Annotated in this window: 19 protein-coding genes, 1 tRNA gene and 2 pseudogenes; 14 read left to right on the top strand and 8 right to left on the bottom strand. The window is 63.8% G+C overall.

Annotated features, from left to right (window positions below):
* The first annotated feature begins 102 nt into the window (after positions 1–102).
* Entirely contained in the window at positions 103–993 is an 891-nt protein-coding gene (locus tag OW521_RS21005) for an aminoglycoside phosphotransferase family protein (RefSeq protein WP_268021431.1), read from the top strand.
* A 30-nt stretch (positions 994–1023) separates the two neighbouring features.
* Here OW521_RS21005 and OW521_RS21000 read toward each other — a convergent pair whose 3' ends face one another.
* Positions 1024–2181 (bottom strand): class I SAM-dependent methyltransferase, encoded by a 1158-nt coding sequence (locus OW521_RS21000; RefSeq protein ID WP_268021430.1) that lies wholly within the window; start codon positions 2179–2181, stop codon positions 1024–1026.
* A 256-nt stretch (positions 2182–2437) separates the two neighbouring features.
* Here OW521_RS21000 and OW521_RS20995 point away from each other — a divergent pair, with 256 nt between their 5' ends.
* A complete protein-coding gene (locus OW521_RS20995) occupies positions 2438–2815 on the top strand; it encodes a cupin domain-containing protein (protein WP_268021429.1) in 378 nt (125 codons plus the stop codon).
* A 97-nt stretch (positions 2816–2912) separates the two neighbouring features.
* Positions 2913–3371 (top strand): DUF6220 domain-containing protein, encoded by a 459-nt coding sequence (locus tag OW521_RS20990; RefSeq protein ID WP_268021428.1) that lies wholly within the window; start codon positions 2913–2915, stop codon positions 3369–3371.
* Positions 3372–3537: 166 nt separating this feature from the next.
* Here the strand turns inward: OW521_RS20990 and OW521_RS20985 are convergent, their stop codons facing one another.
* Positions 3538–3849: a hypothetical protein gene (locus OW521_RS20985; protein ID WP_268021427.1), complete on the bottom strand. Its 312-nt coding sequence runs from the start codon at positions 3847–3849 to the stop codon at positions 3538–3540.
* On the opposite strand from OW521_RS20985, the pseudogene OW521_RS24470 reads away from it, so the two are divergent.
* Positions 3802–4356 (top strand): annotated as a pseudogene (locus tag OW521_RS24470) (multicopper oxidase domain-containing protein); the annotation flags it as partial. The gene OW521_RS20985 and the pseudogene OW521_RS24470 overlap by 48 nt on opposite strands.
* Positions 4357–4539: 183 nt before the next feature.
* Here OW521_RS24470 and OW521_RS20980 read toward each other — a convergent pair.
* Complete coding sequence (locus tag OW521_RS20980; protein ID WP_268021426.1) at positions 4540–5082, bottom strand: hypothetical protein; 543 nt, start codon at positions 5080–5082, stop codon at positions 4540–4542.
* Between OW521_RS20980 and OW521_RS24465 the strand changes: the two are divergent.
* Positions 4984–5208: pseudogene (locus tag OW521_RS24465) on the top strand (multicopper oxidase domain-containing protein); the annotation flags it as partial. The gene OW521_RS20980 and the pseudogene OW521_RS24465 overlap by 99 nt on opposite strands.
* A 209-nt stretch (positions 5209–5417) precedes the next feature.
* Here the strand turns inward: OW521_RS24465 and OW521_RS20975 are convergent.
* Positions 5418–5490 (bottom strand) — tRNA-Ala (locus OW521_RS20975).
* Between the two features lie 515 nt (positions 5491–6005).
* On the opposite strand from OW521_RS20975, the gene OW521_RS20970 reads away from it, so the two are divergent.
* The 3 genes from OW521_RS20970 (at position 6006) to OW521_RS20960 (ending at position 8094) form a co-directional block, all read left to right on the top strand.
* Positions 6006–6590 (top strand): ScbR family autoregulator-binding transcription factor, encoded by a 585-nt coding sequence (locus OW521_RS20970; RefSeq protein WP_268021425.1) that lies wholly within the window; start codon positions 6006–6008, stop codon positions 6588–6590.
* A gap of 32 nt (positions 6591–6622) precedes the next feature.
* Positions 6623–7237, top strand: coding sequence for a TetR/AcrR family transcriptional regulator (locus tag OW521_RS20965; RefSeq protein ID WP_268021424.1), 615 nt, complete (start codon positions 6623–6625; stop codon positions 7235–7237).
* Positions 7238–7314: 77 nt separating this feature from the next.
* Positions 7315–8094 (top strand): SDR family NAD(P)-dependent oxidoreductase, encoded by a 780-nt coding sequence (locus OW521_RS20960; protein ID WP_268021423.1) that lies wholly within the window; start codon positions 7315–7317, stop codon positions 8092–8094.
* Between the two features lie 23 nt (positions 8095–8117).
* Here the strand turns inward: OW521_RS20960 and OW521_RS20955 are convergent, their stop codons facing one another.
* Positions 8118–8753: a TetR/AcrR family transcriptional regulator gene (locus tag OW521_RS20955; protein ID WP_268021422.1), complete on the bottom strand. Its 636-nt coding sequence runs from the start codon at positions 8751–8753 to the stop codon at positions 8118–8120.
* 135 nt (positions 8754–8888) lie between these two features.
* On the opposite strand from OW521_RS20955, the gene OW521_RS20950 reads away from it, so the two are divergent.
* Positions 8889–9935, top strand: a complete 1047-nt coding sequence (locus OW521_RS20950; RefSeq protein WP_268021421.1) for an agmatine deiminase family protein — start codon at positions 8889–8891, stop codon at positions 9933–9935.
* Positions 9932–11653, top strand: coding sequence for an amidase (locus OW521_RS20945; protein WP_268021420.1), 1722 nt, complete (start codon positions 9932–9934; stop codon positions 11651–11653). The genes OW521_RS20950 and OW521_RS20945 overlap by 4 nt, the downstream gene beginning before the upstream one ends.
* 4 nt (positions 11654–11657) lie before the next feature.
* On the opposite strand, the gene OW521_RS20940 is transcribed toward OW521_RS20945, so the two are convergent.
* Positions 11658–12017, bottom strand: a complete 360-nt coding sequence (locus OW521_RS20940) for a sec-independent translocase (RefSeq protein WP_268021419.1) — start codon at positions 12015–12017, stop codon at positions 11658–11660.
* Between the two features lie 190 nt (positions 12018–12207).
* Between OW521_RS20940 and OW521_RS20935 the strand changes: the two genes are divergently transcribed.
* On the top strand, positions 12208–13083 hold the full coding sequence (locus OW521_RS20935) for a caspase family protein (protein ID WP_268021418.1): 876 nt from the start codon (positions 12208–12210) through the stop codon (positions 13081–13083).
* A gap of 7 nt (positions 13084–13090) precedes the next feature.
* Here OW521_RS20935 and OW521_RS20930 read toward each other — a convergent pair whose 3' ends face one another.
* Complete coding sequence (locus OW521_RS20930; RefSeq protein ID WP_268021417.1) at positions 13091–13645, bottom strand: hypothetical protein; 555 nt, start codon at positions 13643–13645, stop codon at positions 13091–13093.
* Positions 13646–13789: 144 nt separating this feature from the next.
* Complete coding sequence (locus OW521_RS20925; protein WP_268021416.1) at positions 13790–14419, bottom strand: cadmium resistance transporter; 630 nt, start codon at positions 14417–14419, stop codon at positions 13790–13792.
* Positions 14420–14561: 142 nt separating this feature from the next.
* On the opposite strand from OW521_RS20925, the gene OW521_RS20920 reads away from it, so the two are divergent.
* Genes OW521_RS20920 through OW521_RS20910 form a run of 3 tightly spaced genes read left to right on the top strand, consistent with a single transcriptional unit; the run spans position 14562 to position 16833 of the window.
* Positions 14562–15218, top strand: a complete 657-nt coding sequence (locus OW521_RS20920) for a hypothetical protein (protein WP_268021415.1) — start codon at positions 14562–14564, stop codon at positions 15216–15218.
* Positions 15215–15745: a Y-family DNA polymerase gene (locus OW521_RS20915; RefSeq protein ID WP_268021414.1), complete on the top strand. Its 531-nt coding sequence runs from the start codon at positions 15215–15217 to the stop codon at positions 15743–15745. The genes OW521_RS20920 and OW521_RS20915 overlap by 4 nt, the downstream gene beginning before the upstream one ends.
* Positions 15746–15789: 44 nt before the next feature.
* Positions 15790–16833 carry a hypothetical protein gene (locus OW521_RS20910; RefSeq protein WP_268021413.1) on the top strand — a complete coding sequence of 348 codons (1044 nt, stop codon included), beginning with the start codon at positions 15790–15792 and terminating at the stop codon, positions 16831–16833.
* Positions 16834–16864 lie beyond the last annotated feature (31 nt).

The following is a 16864-nucleotide window of genomic DNA, read 5'->3' as shown; positions in this document are numbered from 1 at the left end:
GCTGTTGCATTTGCATCGTACGGCACGTGTGCGTGTCCCGGTATGCCCACACGCTTGTCGGGTGGAACGGACGCGGATATTGCAGACAGGAGGCCCCAGGACATGGCACTCATGCCGCAGGCCGAGCTGGACATCACCGCGGGACTCGTGCGGAGCTTGCTCGAGGAGCAACTGCCCGCTTTCTCTCACCTTCCGTTGGAGCTAGTGGCCAACGGTTGGGACAACGTCATCTACCGTCTTGGCAAGGATTGGGCCGTTCGTTTGCCCCGTCGGGAGGCGGCAGCATTGTTGGTACTCCATGAACAGCAGTACCTTCCGATGTATGCCCGGCGTTCCCCCATTCCCCTCCCCCGTCCTGTCTATTCAGGACGTCCATCCGCCGTTTATCCATGGCACTGGAGCGTGACCCCTTGGTTGGAGGGAGTCTCCGCGGCGCTTGTGCCCCAGGCAACCCGGAATGCGGCGGCCGAGGACATGGCCGCGTTCCTCATCGCCATACATGTGCCCGCGGCACCGGACGCCCCAGTCAACCCCTTCCGCGGGGTTCCCCTCGGGACGAGGTCTGTCGCGGTACTGGACCGGCTCACTGATTCCGGCCGCTATCCGGAAGCCCCGCGCTTGCGGGAGCTTTGGTCCGAAGCCTGTCTGGTTCCGCCGTGGGACGGGCCCAGCCTGTGGCTGCACGGAGATCTTCACCCCGCGAACGTCCTCCTGCGCCCTGACGGGCGGCTAGCGGCTGTCCTCGACTTCGGGGACCTTGGGGCTGGCGACCCGGCGGCTGATCTTGCCGTCGCCTGGTTGATGTTCGACGCCGGTGCGCGGCACCGTTTCATCGCCGCCTTCGGGCCCGCAGTTGATGCGGGCACCTGGGATCGGGCCCGAGGCTGGGCCGTCTTGTTCGCGACGGCCATGCTCAGTTTTTCGGATGACAACCCGCAGATGTCAGGGATCGGGCACTTCGCGCTGGACCAGTTGCTGTCTCAGCCACACTGACCGAGCCGTGCTCACCAACCCCACTGACACCTAACGTTTGATGCTGCGTGTCACAGTGAATTTCGGGTTCCTTCCCATTTCAGTGGTGGGACCAATCAGGCGTTCCAGCCCGGCGCGGTACTGCAAGTGGCTGTTGTAGACAGTCCAGAGTTCACCTCCGGAAGCCAGGACCCGTGCTGCGGACTCAAACATCTTCGTTGCCGCGCCGGCATGGACGCTGGCACCAAGGTGGAATGGGGGGTTGAGCAAGATGAGGTCTGCACTGCCTGGTTCGAAGGCGGACATGGCGTCGTCCTGAACTACGGTGACTCGGTCTCCCACCCCATTGGCCGCCGCGGTGGCCCGCGTGGACGCGACGGCTGCGGCTGATTGGTCTGTCGCAGTAACGCGCGCATCGGGCCGGTTACGTGCGTACATCGTGGCGAGGATTCCTGTTCCGCAGCCGAGGTCCACAGCATGGCGCGCATTGGGAATCCTGTCCAGGAAGCCCAAAAGGAATCGGGTGCCGATGTCCAGCTTCGTACCCGAGAACGCAGCCCCGTGGGCACACACCGTAATCCCTAGCTCGGTGTTCTGTTCCGAAACGGGGAAGGGTGGCGCACCTGCCGGGCGCTTGGGGCTGCTGGCAAGCAGGACACGCGACTTCCGCTGCGCGAGCTGCGGCTGTACGGACTCAAAGCTGCGCTCCAGGACGGCGTTCATGCCGACGGACATGTGCTTGACGCGTCCACCGGCCAGCAGGACTGCGCCCGGCGCTGCAAAGCGCGCTACGGCGTCGGCGATCTCCTCCAGTTCGGCGAGCGCTTTGGGTAACTGCATGATCACCAGTTCGGCGCCATCGAGCAGCGCGGCTCCCAACTCGAACTGTTCGAAGCGACCGGACAGCCCTGCCGCCTCGGCGTTCCGTTGGAGTGCGAGCCTGCTCACGTAGAGGTCTTGGGACACACGGATGTGCTCGACGCCGAGGGCCGCCAAAGCGCCCAGGGTCAGGGCTCCGTAGCGGTCGCCAATCACCGCAACGCGGGTCTTCGGGCTGTGCACGTGCCCTGCCGCAGTCTCGAGGAGAAGATGATCGGTGGCGTCGTGCGCTTGCAGGTTATCGGCCTCGACGTCGGGGAACCGGCGCAGACCGCCAAACAATGCATCAAGGCCCACTGCGCGAGGGTCGTTAGGATCCGTTGGGGTCACGCTGAACTCGAGCCTTCTTTCGCTTCTCGGCTTGCTGGAATGTCCGGCGGCCTCCAGCAATCTATCCCCCGCTGAAAGTCTCGACAACACGGGGGCGGCGGAGGATGGTAGAGATTGCAAGTAACCGACCGTCTGCCCGCTGCTGAAGGGCACGGCACGCGCCGCAAGCAGCTCAGGCACAGCAGGGTCCGCTGCGGATAGCGAGCCACGTTGCGGACCTGGAAAATCAGGCTCCCACTCCCCTTGTGAGCAGACCATGACTGTCAACCTCGTCACGCAGCTTCAAGTAAAGTCGCACAATTCCCCTGATGAAACCCGCCGTCCGGACAAAACTTTGGTGGAAAACGTCACTGTCGGTGACTACACCATCGGCCGCCTCAGCTTCGAGCCGGGCTGGAGTTGGGCGGATTGCATCAAACCGGTGGTCCAAACCGATTCCTGCCAGCTCAACCACGTGGGGTACTGCATTGCCGGCTCCCTAGAAGTCGAGACGAACGACGGCAAGAAGATCAGCATTTCCACAGGAGATTCCTACACCATCCCGCCAGGACACAACGCCTGGGTCGTAGGCGACGAGACCTACTCGGCCATCGAGTTTGTCAGCGCCGCAGAATATGGAGTCAAGACCGAGTAGCAGCCCTGCCTCCCTTGAAACCCGCCTGCCGGTGTCCCGGATCCTTAGCCCGGACACCGGCAGCAGCACACCCGCACCCAGCCATCAAGGAGTCCGCATGCGCAAGGCCCTACTCATCGTCAGTTCGCTCTTGTTCCTCGACACTATCGTCCAGCTGTACCTCGCCGGATTCGGAACATTCGGCGGGAAGCTCCTCGGGGACGCATCATTCGACCCGCACACGATCAACGGACAGATCGTCATGCGTTCGCTCGCGCTCCTCGCGATCCTCTTCGCCTTCCTTGCCAAGTCCGGGAAGTCGACCATCTGGCTCACCGTGGGCATATTCGCGCTCACGTATGTCCAGCTCGCGGTCTTCATTGTCGGGGGCATCCTGACCGGAGGGAGCCGAGAGAATCCCAACCTGCCCGGCGCATGGGCCGTCTCCGTGCACGCCGTCAGCGGGCTGCTGATCATCTTCTCGACATACTGGCTCTTCCTCCGAGCGCGGCGCCTGAACCGAACTGGGAGTGCCGTGAAGGCCAAGACCCAGGAGCCCCTCCCCGCGTCGTCCTGACCGCGGGAAGACTCCAGCGATGCCCCCGTCGGCCGTCCTTGGGATCGACTTGATCCTTGCCGCGTTGTGCGCGGCTTCGTGGATCGGCGGGCTCGCCGCGTGGTTCGTACGGGCGCGGCCGGCGTCCCCCGTCTGGCTTCCGGCATGGACCGTCACGGCGGGTGCGTTACTCGGATTGGTGCTCGCCGCTGGCCGAATGGCGGTTCTTCTCACGGGACGGCCAGAGCTCGTCGGCGATCGGGTTCTCGGATGCCTCGCCTTCACTGTGCCTGGCGCGGCGATCGGCGCCGTGGCACTGACGCTCACGAGGCGGGCAAGCGCCGTCGTCCTCCCCGCGCTGGCAGCCGCAGCGGCGCTCACGACGGCGGGACTCCTGTCCGTCTTCACGTTTGGGACCCCGGCGGGCTGGCTCCCTCTGGCTGTCCTGGCGGTGCTCGCGCTCCTCGGAATTGCGTCCGGGACCCTTGGGGCCACGCACGGCTGGCGGAATCGGGGGACGATCGCCGCCGGTTCCCTGGGAGTGGTTGTGCTCTTTGGGGCCCTCGCCGTTTCATGGCTGGACAGCCAGGCAGCGCCACCGTCGTCGTTCCACACCGCGGGTCACCACTCCAGTACAAGCCCCGTTGCGGAGACTACCCGTAGCGTGGACACCCTGCGCGGCCCCGCACCGCTTGGACGGGTGCGCGAGTACACACTTCATGCGCGCAGCGAACGCGTCACGCTCGACGACGGCACGAACGCCGACGCGCTCACGTTCGGCTCGTTGCCGGGACCCGAACTGCGGGCCAGCCAGGGCGAGACCGTGCGGGTGACACTCGTGAACGACAATGTGCCGGACGGCGTGACACTCCACTGGCACGGCTACGACGTGCCCAACGCGATGGACGGCGTCCCGGGTGTCACCCAGGACGCGGTCATGCCGGGCCAGAGCTTCATCTACGAGTTCCCGGCCGCGCTGGCCGGAACGTATTGGTACCACACCCACCAAAACGCATCCGCCGACGAACCGAAGGGCCTCTATGGAGCGCTCGTCGTCGACCCTCCGGACGGCCCCGCTCCTGATATCCAGGACATCACGGTGCCGGTGCACACTCTCGGCGGCTCCACGCTCTTCGGCGGGCACGCTGCGGTCTGGACGGAACAGAAAGCCCCCGGATCACGCGTGAGGCTACGGATCATCAACACAGACCAGCTCACCCAGCGATTCAGTCTGTCCGGGGTCGCGTTCAGGCTCACGGCGATCGACGGCGGCGACCTCGCCATGGGCGACGGACCGGCCGCAGGGCAAATGACCGGGGCGGTCCTGCCGCTCGCCGCCGGAGGACGCTACGACGTCGAATTCACCATGCCCGATCAGCTGGTCCAGCTTGCCCTCGAAGGCGCGCGCACTAGTGGGCTCTCGCTCGTTCCACGGGCGATTTCGTCGGCCTCCCCCGTGCCTCCGGGACCTGCACCGCGCTTCGTGCCGGGCCCCGAGTTGGATCTGGCCACCTATGGTGTGCCCGCCTCGCTCCGGGCCCCCGCCGCCAATGTGTCGGTTACGTACGCTCTCGACCACCTGATCCGCTTTGTCGACGGGGTGCCCCGCTTCGCGTTCACCGTCAACGGTGCGGTGTATCCCAACATCCCGCCCCTCGTGGTCCAGGGCGGCGATCGCGTGCTCGTCACGGTGGTGAACCGCAGCGACGACGTCCACCCCATGCACCCCCATGGGCACCACGTGCGCGTGCTATCAATCGACGGGCGTCCGGTCAGCACGGATCTCAACATGGACAGCATGGAGGTGCGGCCTGGACAGATGTGGACCATGCTGCTCACCGCGGACAATCCCGGCATCTGGATGGACCACTGTCACAACCTCGCCCATGCGAGGGACGGAATGATGTTCCACCTTGCCTACGACGGCATCTCGTCGCCCTTTAACCACAACGGCGCCTCGCAGAACCGTCCGGAATGGGGACTGGACGCAAAAAGGGAACCACCCGTTCGGGTGATTCCCTTTCCGTGCTGCGGACTTACTCGATGTTCCGAATACGTCGAATGTTGTGGAGCTGAGGGGACTCGAACCCCTGACCCCCTGCATGCCATGCAGGTGCGCTACCAGCTGCGCCACAGCCCCAAACTTTGCTTGCCGGGAACTTCCATCCCCGCCGGAGCAACTCGTCAATACTAAACCACAAGGATGTGAGATAGGAAATCGAACGCCGTCCGCTGCGGACAGCAAAGGTGCGGTCGATTACTCGGCCGCACCTCCCCCCATTACTGTCCTTCAGCTGGTTGCCGCAAACACAACGAGCCACCGCCTTGAAGTGTAGAGCCAGAATGGTCATTAAACAAACCGTTCAACCGGTTTACGATGTGCCGGGCGTCGGGAAACTTCATAGGAAGCGGAAAATTAAGCGCGTGCGCCGCGAACTCTGCGCCGGCCAGGAATAGGATCGGGCTCCCGGAGGCCGAAATATCGGCGGTCACAATGGTAGCCTTATGGTTTCGAAGCCCGGTGTCGGGCTTTCGTGAGAGCGCCCCCACGTGTGCCCCTCCGGATCCGGTTGACCTCGCCGGTCCCCGGGCTCAGTCGGATTCGCGCACTCAAGTATCCCGGATGTAGAAACCGGAGAGGTCTCAAGGCTGATCATGCAACAACGTGCCAAAGCCACCCGAACAGCGGTGATTGAAGGGGCAGCGTCGATCTTTGAAGAGGTCGGATACGGGAATGCGAGCCTCAGCGACGTCACGGAGCGGGCCGCCGTTACAAAAGGCGCGTTGTATTTCCATTTCAAGTCGAAGGAAGACCTGGCGCTGGCTGTCATCGCCGAACAGCACAACATTGTGCGTGTCGCGGGAGAGAGGGTTGCCGCGGCCGGGTTGCCGGCGCTGGAGACCATGATCTCGATGTGCAGAACCTTCGGCCAGCAGTTGCTCGATGAGCCAATTGTGCGGGCCGGCATCCGGCTGACGTTCGAGGCCTCGGCCTTCAACGCAGATGTGAAAGGCCCCTACCAGGACTGGGTCGCCACCATGGAGATACTGACCCGCCAGGCTCAACAAGAGGGTGACGTGCGGCCCGATATTGATGCCGCAGACTTCGCACGGTACCTGGTTGCGTCCTTCACGGGCGTCCAAATGGTGTCCAACGTGCTGACAGAACGACGTGACGTTCTCAAGCGGATTGACGACATGTGGCGTTTCATGCTCCCTGCCATCGCGCCTCCCAGTTGACATACCTACCAGTCGGTTTGTAGTTTCGTTCTATGGAGATTGGCGACACCGGCAGCACACCCAAGGGCGCGGCCACGCGCAGCGAGATCCTCAGGGTTGCCGCTGATGTCTTTGCGCGAAAGGGTTTCGAGCAGACCCGGATGGACGACATCATCCGCGAAGTCGGGCTCACGAAGGGAGCCATCTACTTTCATTTCTCTTCGAAAGTGCTCTTGGCCCAGGCCGTCGTCGACGAGCAAAAGGCACGTTGGCTACGCCGCGTCCAAGAGGAAATTCTCAGCAAGGACAATCCACTTGAGGAATTGCGCACTCTCGGGGAGTTCATGGTCAGAACCGTCCTGAGCGACTCTTCGGCGTGGGGAGTGGTGCGCCTTGCCAATCAACTGGCCTCCGTGAAGGGGCATCCCGGCGGCGCCTCTCCCCTCGCCGCATGGGTGGACCTCGTAGCAGGAATCCTTCAACGAGGCCGCGCAAGTGGCGTCTTGACGTTTCCAGGAGATCCCAACGACTCCGCAACGGTCATCGTGGCCGCATTCGATGGACTGAAGGCTGTCACCGACGCCCTCGATCCCCGAGATCTCGACGCCTTCGAGCGACGTGCCGGGCTTCTCTTGCAACTCCTCGAACGGCAGTTCATTTCCAGCTAGCAACGCACCAAACCCAACAGCCAAAAACCCCATATCACCAAAAAACAAACCGCACAGTCAGTTTATTAGGAGTAGAAATGAACATCTCAGCCAAAACAGCCCTTATCACTGGAGCGTCTACAGGCATCGGTTCAGTCTTTGCCCGAAGGCTAGCCGCCGAGGGCGCACGCCTGATATTGGTTGCCCGCAGCGAGGACAAGCTTGACGAGCTTGCGCGCGAACTCCGCGAAGACGGAACCGAAGTGACTGTCCTGGCGATGGACCTGAGCCTCCCGGACTCCGCGAAGGAACTCCATCTCGCTACCGAAGCCCTTGGACTCACCGTGGACATCTTGGTCAACAACGCGGGCTTTGGGACGCACGGACAAGTTCTCCATGCCGACGCCGACCGCTTCAGCGAACAGATCCAGCTGAACTGCTCCACTTTGGTCGGGACGACGACGCGATACCTGCCCGGCATGGTGGAGCGCGGCACTGGCGCCGTCATCAACATCGCGAGTACAGCCGCCTTCCAGCCAATACCCCACATGGCCGTTTACGGCGCGACAAAGGCGTTCGTGCTCTCTTTCACCCAGGCACTCTGGGCCGAAACACAAGGCACGGGCGTGAAAGTCCTCGCGGTTTGCCCGGGCGCCACGGACACGCCCTTCTTCGAAATCGCCGGCGAGGCGGCAGCAGCTGGATCCATGCGGACTCCGGGTCAAGTAGTGGACACCGCCCTGTCCGCGATCCGTGCGAACAAGCCGAGCGTTGTGGATGGCCGACTCAACTCCTTCGTTGCCCGGGTGGCCGTCAAGCTACTCCCGGAGAAGTTGGTGATCGCAGCGGCGGGACGAGCAGTGCGCCCCGCAAGATAAGCCCCGTAGCTCACGCGGACGAGCTATCCAACCTGGCCCGGTAGCAGTGAACCGCGGGCCGCACCCACCATGCCTTCCACAGCGCGGGCAAGGTGCGTACCGCGGTCGCTGACACCATCCCAACGCACCAATGCCTGGGCATTCAGGCCGTCCACCATGCCCAGGATCTGCCAAGCAACGGATGGAGCGTCGAACGTGTCGAACTCGCCGTCCGCGATCCCGTCTTCGACGATACGTTGCACCACCGCTTGCCAAGCATCCATCTGCTCACGAACGCAGGCAGCGAGCGCCTCGTTCCGACGCCCCAGGGTCCACGCCTCCACCCAGATGGCAGTGACGTCCAGACGACTGCCATCCATGAGCGTTTCGAGGAGCATCCCGAGCCGTTCCAAGGGAGTCGGCAGCCGATCCAGAAGGCCCGAAACCTCCTCGGTCTCAGCCGCCACGATGGTCGCAAAGATGCCCGCAACGAGGGCGTCAACGTTGGGCTCGTAATGCGCAACGAGGCCCGAGGCCACTCCCACCCGCGCTGCAACGTTGCGCAGCGTAATGGCGGAAAGCCCCTGTTCAAGCGCTATTTCCTTGGCGGCCTCGGTTATTTCGGCCGCGCGTTCGGCCGGCGTCTTCCGCGCTGCGCGTTTCTGTATGGTGCTTGACATCACACAACAGTCTAAAGTAAGTTTTCATCTTATTGATCATGCGATCAATAAGAAATCCAAATACTCAGCCACTCGCCAAGGCAAGGACGCCCTGGCCCTTGTGGCTACCAACCTCAAACCTCAGAGGAGTCTTCCATGGCCTGGAGAATGCCAGCCGAAACCGCACAGCACGAGCGCACTTGGATGGCGTTCCCCCGCACCGGCCTGACACTGGGCGACGACCCGGCGTCGACGGAAGAGGCCTACGCCGCCTGGACCGCCGTCGCGCACGCAGTGTCTGAATTCGAGCCCGTCACCATGGTGGTCGACCCCAGCGAAAGGAGCCGGGCAAATCGCATGCTCGGCTCCGCGATCGAACAGCTTGAGGCACCGCTCGACGAATTCTGGATGCGCGACGTCGGACCCACCTTCGTCGTCGACGACGAACGTCCCGGTGCGCTTGGCGCAGTCGACTGGATCTTCAACGGCTGGGGCGCACCTGCCTGGTCGGAGTGGCAAAAGAGCGCCGGGATGGCACGCTTTGTGGCCAAAAAGGCCGGCGCGGAACTGGTCACGTCGCTACTGGTCAACGAAGGCGGCGCCATCCATGTCGACGGTGAAGGCACCGTCCTCGTCACCGAAACCGTCCAGCTGGATCCACACCGAAACCCTTACGCCGACAAGGCACGTGTCGAGGCGGAGCTGTCACGCACGCTCGGCACCACGCACACCGTATGGGTGCCGCAAGGCCTCACCCGTGACTACGAGGACCTCGGCACGCGCGGCCACGTCGACATGGTGGCCACGCTTCCCTCCCCCGGCCGGGTCTTGCTGCACTCCCAGACCAACCCCGAGCACCCCGATTTCGAGGTCAGCCGCACCCTGCAGCGGTTCTTCGAAACCCAAGAGGATGCCACGGGGAAGCCGTTCGAGATCACCCTGCTTCCCGCGCCTCAGACCCTGCGCGACGAAGAAGGCTTCGTAGACTGGAGCTACGTCAACCACCTCGTGGTCAATGGCGGCGTTATTGCGTGCGGCTATGGCGAAGAGCGGGCCGACGCCTTGGCCGCGGAGATCCTGGCGGAGGCTTATCCGGGCCGTCGCGTCGTCACGGTGGACGCCCGGCCAATCCTCGCGCGCGGCGGAGGCATCCACTGCATCACTCAACAGCAGCCCAAACTCAACAGGCAGGCCGCACGATGAGCCGCTTCGACGTCGTCGAGGCCTCCATTGCGCAACTGCGGACAGCACTGGACACCGGCGAAGTCACCAGCGAGGAACTCACCCAGGCCTACCTGGACCGCATCGACGCCTACGACCGCAACGGCATCAAGCTCAACGCCCTCGTCGTCATGAACCCCGAAGCGCTCGCAGATGCCCGGGTCTCCGACGAGCGCCGGGCAAGCGGCACCACCCTCGGGCCCCTCGACGGCATTCCGTACACCGCCAAGGACAGCTACTTGGCCAAAGGGCTCACGGCCGCAGCAGGCTCCCCCGCGTTCGAACACCTCATCGCCCAACGCGATGCCTTCACCATCGAACGCCTCCGCGCCGCCGGGGCCGTGCTCCTCGGCCTGACCAACATGCCGCCCATGGCCAACGGCGGCATGCAACGCGGCGTCTATGGACGCGCCGAAAGCCCCTACAACGGCGACTACCTCACCGCGGCCTTCGGCTCCGGTTCCTCCAACGGCTCCGGAACCGCCACCGCGGCAAGCTTCGCAGCCTTCGGCCTGGGCGAGGAAACCTGGTCCAGTGGACGCGCACCCGCGTCGAACAATGCCCTGTGCGCGTACACGCCCTCGCGCGGGATCATTTCCGTGCGCGGCAACTGGCCGCTGGTCCCCACCATGGACGTGGTAGTTCCTCACACCCGGTCCATGGCAGACCTTCTGGAACTGCTCGATGTCATCGTTGCCGACGACGCCGAAACCCGCGGCGACTTTTGGCGCGCGCAACCGTGGGTCCAGATCCCGGCCGCGTCCCGGGTCCGCCCGGCCTCCTACCCGGCGCTGGCGCCATTCGACGTCGACGGCGCCCGCTCGGCTTTGAAAGGCAAACGCTTCGGGGTGCCGGCCATGTACATCAACGCAGACCCCGACGCCGGCACCAGCGAAACTCCCGGCATCGGCGGACCCACGGGCCAACGAATCCAGACCCGCGATTCCGTGATCGAACTCTGGGAAGCTGCCCGGCGGGATCTTGAGTCCGCTGGTGCCGAGGTGGTGTTGGTGGACTTCCCCGTGGTTTCAAACTATGAAGGCGACCGCCCCGGTGCACCCACCATCGCCACCCGCGGACTCGTGAGCCCCGAATACCTGAAACGGGAGATCGTCGACCTCTCCGCGTGGGCATGGGATGACTTCCTCGCGGCAAACGGGGATCCGGCACTCAACAGCCTGGCCGACGTCGACGGCACCGCGATCTTCCCGCACCCGGAAGGCTCGCTCCCGGACCGCTATGACGGGTTCGACGACGACATCGCCGACTACCCTGCGCACATCCGTGCACACCGGGTATCCTCCGTGACCGACATCCCGCACCTCGAGGAAGGCCTCCGCGGCCTAGAGGAAACCCGCAGGCTGGACCTGGAGGAATGGATGGACGGTCTCCGTCTGGATGCGGTCGTCTTCCCCGCCGCTGCCGACGTCGGACCAGCCGACATGGACACCAACGAAGCCTCGGCCGAACTCGGTTGGCTCAACGGCGTCTGGGTCGCCAACGGCAACCTCGTCCCCCGGCACCTGGGCATCCCCACCGTCACTGTGCCGATGGGCACCATGTCAGATACCGGCATGCCCGTGGGACTCACCTTCGCCGGACGCGCCTACGACGACACCGCACTCCTAGCCTTAGCCGCAGCCTTCGAAGCAACAGGCGAGCGCCGCACCGCTCCCCCGCGCACACCGCGCCTCGACTGACGGATCAGGTGGACTCGTCGTCGAAAGGGGCCTGTTGTCCGGCGGCCAACCGTACGACCGGCCGGGCAGGAGGCTGCGCTTGTACTGGGGTGACTGGCTCCGGAAGCGGATCTTCCTCCAAGAGGGCCTCGCGGATGATCCGTCGGGGATCATATTGGCGTGGATCCATTTTGCGCCAATCAATGTCCTCGAATTCGGGGCCGAGCTCCTGGCGGATCTTTTCCTGCGCGCCAGAGGCCATGCGCCGCAGTTCGCGGATGAGCCGCCCCAGCTTCCTTGCATACTCTGGAAGTTTCGTCGGGCCGAGGACCAAAGCCGCAATGATCAAGAGAAGGACCACCTTCTCGACCGAAATATCGATCATGGCTCCATTCTAAAGCCACCGCAGGGACGTTCCCGTTGGCCTCCTGGTCGTCTGGGGCGGACCCGGCCAGGGTCAGGAAACTTGTCCAGGATTTCCACGGCGCAAGAGGGTCCAACAGGACTACGATGGTGGCGCCGGGTACTCGGCAGCCGTGGTTCCTTGGGGCTATCCCGAATGAGGATGTGGGTTCATGAGCGAAGCAGCCGTAAACAAATCAACTCCGACGCGGGCAGCATTGTGCGTGGGAATCAACAACTTCAAGAATCTGCCGCAAAGCAGCTGGCTCCACGGGTGCGTCAACGACGCAAACGACCTCGCTGCCTTGTTGCGGGAGCAGTATGGTTTCGCGCCTGAAGACGTCACTGTCCTGGTCGATGCCGAAGCGTCAAAGACGGCGGTCCTCGGGGCGTTGACCGGGCTGGTGGAACGCGCGGAAAGCGGCGACCTCGGCCAGATCGTGTTCACCTTCTCCAGCCACGGCACCCAGATACCCGACACGAATGGTGACGAGGCCGACGGCCTCGACGAGTGCTTCGCGTGCTATGACATAGACAGCGCCGGCGATTCCTGGAACAAGGACACCTTGATTGTCGACGACGAGCTCCACGAGTTGCTGCTTCGACTGCCCGCGTCGGCGCGCATGGACGTTGTCTTGGACACGTGCCACAGCGGCACCGGCCTGCGCGCCTTGGACCTGATCCCGGGGCGGCGCCCACGATTCCTGCCGCCACCGACGCCCGAGGGACTGAGCAGTGTGGAGACCCTCGAGACCACCAAGAAGTCGTCGCTGAAGGAACTGTCCCAGGGCACCAACGGCGCCGACGGTGTGCAGGCGGTGCTGATGGCCGCGTGCCGGGACGACCAGACGGCCACAGATGCGTTCATTGATGGCAAGTACAACGGCGCATTCACGTACCATTTCGTCAAGACCCTCAAGTCAGACGGCACCTTGTCCAGAGCTGAGCTGCTCAAGGCCGTCTCGAAAGCGCTCAAAGAGGGCCGGTTCGACCAAGTGGTGCAACTGGAGGCCACCCCCGCCCAAAAGAAGGCCAGTTGGGGATCCTGACGCCGGCCTAGGAGATGGCGTAGAACGCGACGGCAAGTCCAGCAGCCATCAGCGCCTCGCGGACCCCTTTCAATCGAGGCACAGCGTGCGATTTACTCTCGGCAGGCATGGCGAACGTACCTAACAGCCACCCTGTGGCAGCGAAGGCCATGAGCAGCGCGCCCATGATGTCAACAAGGATGGTGCCCAGTTCGTGCCCTGGATGATCCGACGCGGATCCGGTTCCACTCGCCGCGGAAAGCAGCACCCAGCCCGAAAGGGCCGTCACCAGTGCGCCATAGACCGCCGACAATCGCCCGGTCTCGCCGGGCCCTTTCCCTTGGTACGCAATTCTCACAGCGAACGAAAGGAAGACAACGCCAATCGCTACCCCTAACGGCACGACGGCAAACGGCGCCCATCCAAGCCCCACCGCCACCATGATCGCGGCCAAGACCCCCGCGGCGGCCGCCTCAATTCGGGCAGCGACGCTTTTGGCCCGGAAGATGGCTCCGAAACCCAACACGGCCGCCGCCCCGAAAAGCAGCAGCAATGCGCCCACAACAAACCAACTTCGGAACATACCCTGTCAATCCTCCTGCGCACTTCCGGTTGAAGCCCACCCGCAGTCATATCACTTCGGAATGGGAGAATCCTGCGTGTAATGCAGCTTCCAGGCATCCCAGGAAGCCGGAGAGCCGCGCCGTCCTTTGCTAAGGCTTGCCGATTATCCCTGGAACAGCAACGCAAAGACTCCGGAGCGGACAATGATGGTGCCCCCGAGAGCGATGTACACCACTGGGATGACCCAGTTCCCGGCCCGGCGGCAGAGGGCACCGACCTTCGGGTGTGCCGTCAGCCAATAGCCGGCGGCACACCACACCGCCACCATCACCCCGAAAGTCAGTCCTGTCGTGACCATAGCAGCGGGCCCCAGCGAGCGAAATAGCGGTATGTACACGGAAATGTTGTCTCCACCGTTGGCTACAGTCACAGCGACAACCACGGGCAGCGTCAGTGACCGGGGCTTCGGTGGATCTCCGGACGGGCGGGCAACCTGGAACAGGGCGTAGCAGCCCAAAACAAGCGGCACCAAGCCGAGGAGACCCACCCATTCCACCGGGACAGGAGTGAGCGCCCAGGCTGCCGCAGCCGCCACGACCGTCAGTATTCCGATGCCGATGTACTGGCCTACCCAGATTCTCCAGTATCCAGGCACCCTCCGCGTCCTGGCTGACAGGAAGAGAACCGACAAAACCAGGAGGTCATCAAGGTTTGTCGCGGCAAACGCTCCAGCCGCTGTCAGTACGGTGCCGCCGAGATTTTCCATCGCTCCCGAGACTACCGTCTGAGGCACAGGGTCTTTCGCTGAGCACAGCTGACCGGCCACACCGCCGTGCCGGCCACGGCAGGCGCCCCAAAGCTGGCGCCATCGAGCCGGCCGTGGGTCGGAATCCTGAGCAATTGACTCATTCGAATATATGTTCGAAAATTGAACCATGTCTTCTCGCCTGACTTCCGCCTCGCCAGCTTTGCTGCGCGATGACTTGCAGGCGAAAATCCACCTTATGCAGGGCAAGCGCGGCAACGAACGCTCCCTGCCCGTACTCCCCTCACTCAGTCGGCTTCTACCGGGAGGACTTCGCCCGGGTGCGGCATATTCCGTACAGGGATCCATGTCACTGGCAATGGCCTTGTTGGCTGGCCCCTCACGCAATGGCTCGTGGTGCGGAGTGGCAGGGCTTCCTGACTTCGGGATCGAGGCGGCAGCAGGTTTCGGCATTGCGCTTGATCGGCTGGTGCTGGTGCCTGACCCCGGGGCTAGCTGGACACCGGTGATCGCTGCCTTGGCGGACGTACTCTCGGTGGTGCTTGCATGCGCCCCGGAAAGGGTCGCACCGGCAGAGGCTGCCCGCTTGGGAGCCAGGCTCCGCGAGCGGAGTTCCGTCCTGATTGTCCTGGGACCATGGCCACAGAGTGAAGCCGTCTTGCAGGTGAATGGATATGAGTGGGCGGGGCTCGGGCAGGGCCATGGACATTTCGCCAAGCAGGAGCTTGAGCTCGAAGTGGCTCTCCGGGGTAGTTCCCGCAGGGCATCCGTGGATCTTGCGGACAGCGGCCCGGTAGATCTGTCCAGTCATCGGATTGGAGCATGATGCTGGTACGGGTTGAAACACCGGTACGCGCGCTGGTGACATGGTTCCCGGATTGGCCGCTTGTCGCCGCCCGCTTGGCAGATGCCCTGCCCCCGGACATGCCGGCGGCAGTCATCGGCAAAGGGGTGATAGCTGCCTGCTCCGCGGAAGCCCGGGCAGAAGGAGTCGTCCGGGGCTTGCGGCTGCGGGAAGCGCAGACCCGTTGTACCGGCTTAGTGGTATGCGTTGTTGATCCGGTGCGGGATGCACGGGAATTCGAACCTGTGCTTTCCTCGCTTGAGGAACGGACTCCTGGCGTGGAAGTACTCCGACCGGGCTTATGCGCTATCCGGGCCCGGGGGGCCGCCAGATATTACGGCAGTGAGGAAGCGGCCGCCGGCGCCGTACTTGAATCGGCCGACCGCCTCGGCGTGGAGGCCAGGGTGGGGATCGCAGACTCCGTGTTTGCCGCCGAACAGGCAGCCCGGAGCACCAGCGAGCTCTCCCCCTTCTTGTGCTGCAGCCAGGCTCATCCCGGGATTTCCTGAGTCCATTTCCGGTGGAGGTACTGGGACAGCCGAAGCTGGCTTCCTTGCTCAAACGCCTTGGCATTCTCACTTTGGGGAGTTTCGCGAACCTCCCGGTTGCAGATGTCCGTGCCCGTTTCGGTGCTGCGGGAATCACTGCGCATGCTTTGGCAAGCGGCCAGGACCCTCGCAGGGTGATCCCCCGGACGCCCCCACGGAAACTGGATCAACGGGCGGAGTTCGAACCAGGCCTGGACCGGGTTGACCAACTCGCGTTCCAACTCCGCGCCACTGCCGACACCTTCGTGGCCGGACTCCAGACTGAAGGGCTGGTTTGTACGGAGCTAAAGGTTCTGATCACTGACGAAGCAGGCAGCCGATCCGAACGTACGTGGGGACACCCCCGCCATTTCACAGCCAGCGACGTCGTGGACAGGGTGCGTTGGCAACTTCAGTCGCAGCCCCCTGTAGCCAGCAGCACAACGGCCAACAGCGGAATGCCCGACGGCGGCACATCCGGCGCCGGGCTATCCTCACCGGTCATCGGGGTGGAGTTCGTCCCTGTCCGGGTGGATTCCATCGCCCATCATGGGCGCGCTCTGTTCGGGGATGGAGCCGAGGAGCAGATTCACCACGGACTCAGCCGGATCCAAAGCATGCTGGGGCATGAAGCCGTAGTAGTGCCTGCGATCTCGGGAGGTCGGTTGTTGACGGAGCGGCGTCGTTTGGTTCCTTGGGGGGATGCCTTGCCCCCGGGAACGGCCGCCTTGGCCTCCAGGCCATGGCCCGGCAGGATTCCAGACCCACAGCCCGCCACGGTGTTCGCTTCCCTCATCCCGGTCCTGCTGCTTGATGCAAACAAGGAAAAGGTCCGTACGGACCATCGAGGCGGATTGCTTGCCCCACCAATGTGGTTCTGCCCCAGCGGAGACCCTGCACGACGACGACTGGTGGCTCAGTGGGCCGGCCCCTGGCCGCTTAGACAGAGATGGTGGGACGCCGACCACCGCCTTGAAGCGGACCGGTTCCAGCTTGTGGACGGCAACGGAGAAGCCTGGCTCCTTCTCCTGGACGAGCAGAACTGGTGGGCAGAGGCCCGCTACGACTGAACAGCCGGGTAGGACACAACTTTAGGCAGGA

This window comes from Arthrobacter sp. MMS18-M83, from assembly GCF_026683955.1.
Classification (GTDB): domain Bacteria; phylum Actinomycetota; class Actinomycetes; order Actinomycetales; family Micrococcaceae; genus Arthrobacter.
This window is presented reverse-complemented; position numbering and strand designations above follow the sequence as displayed.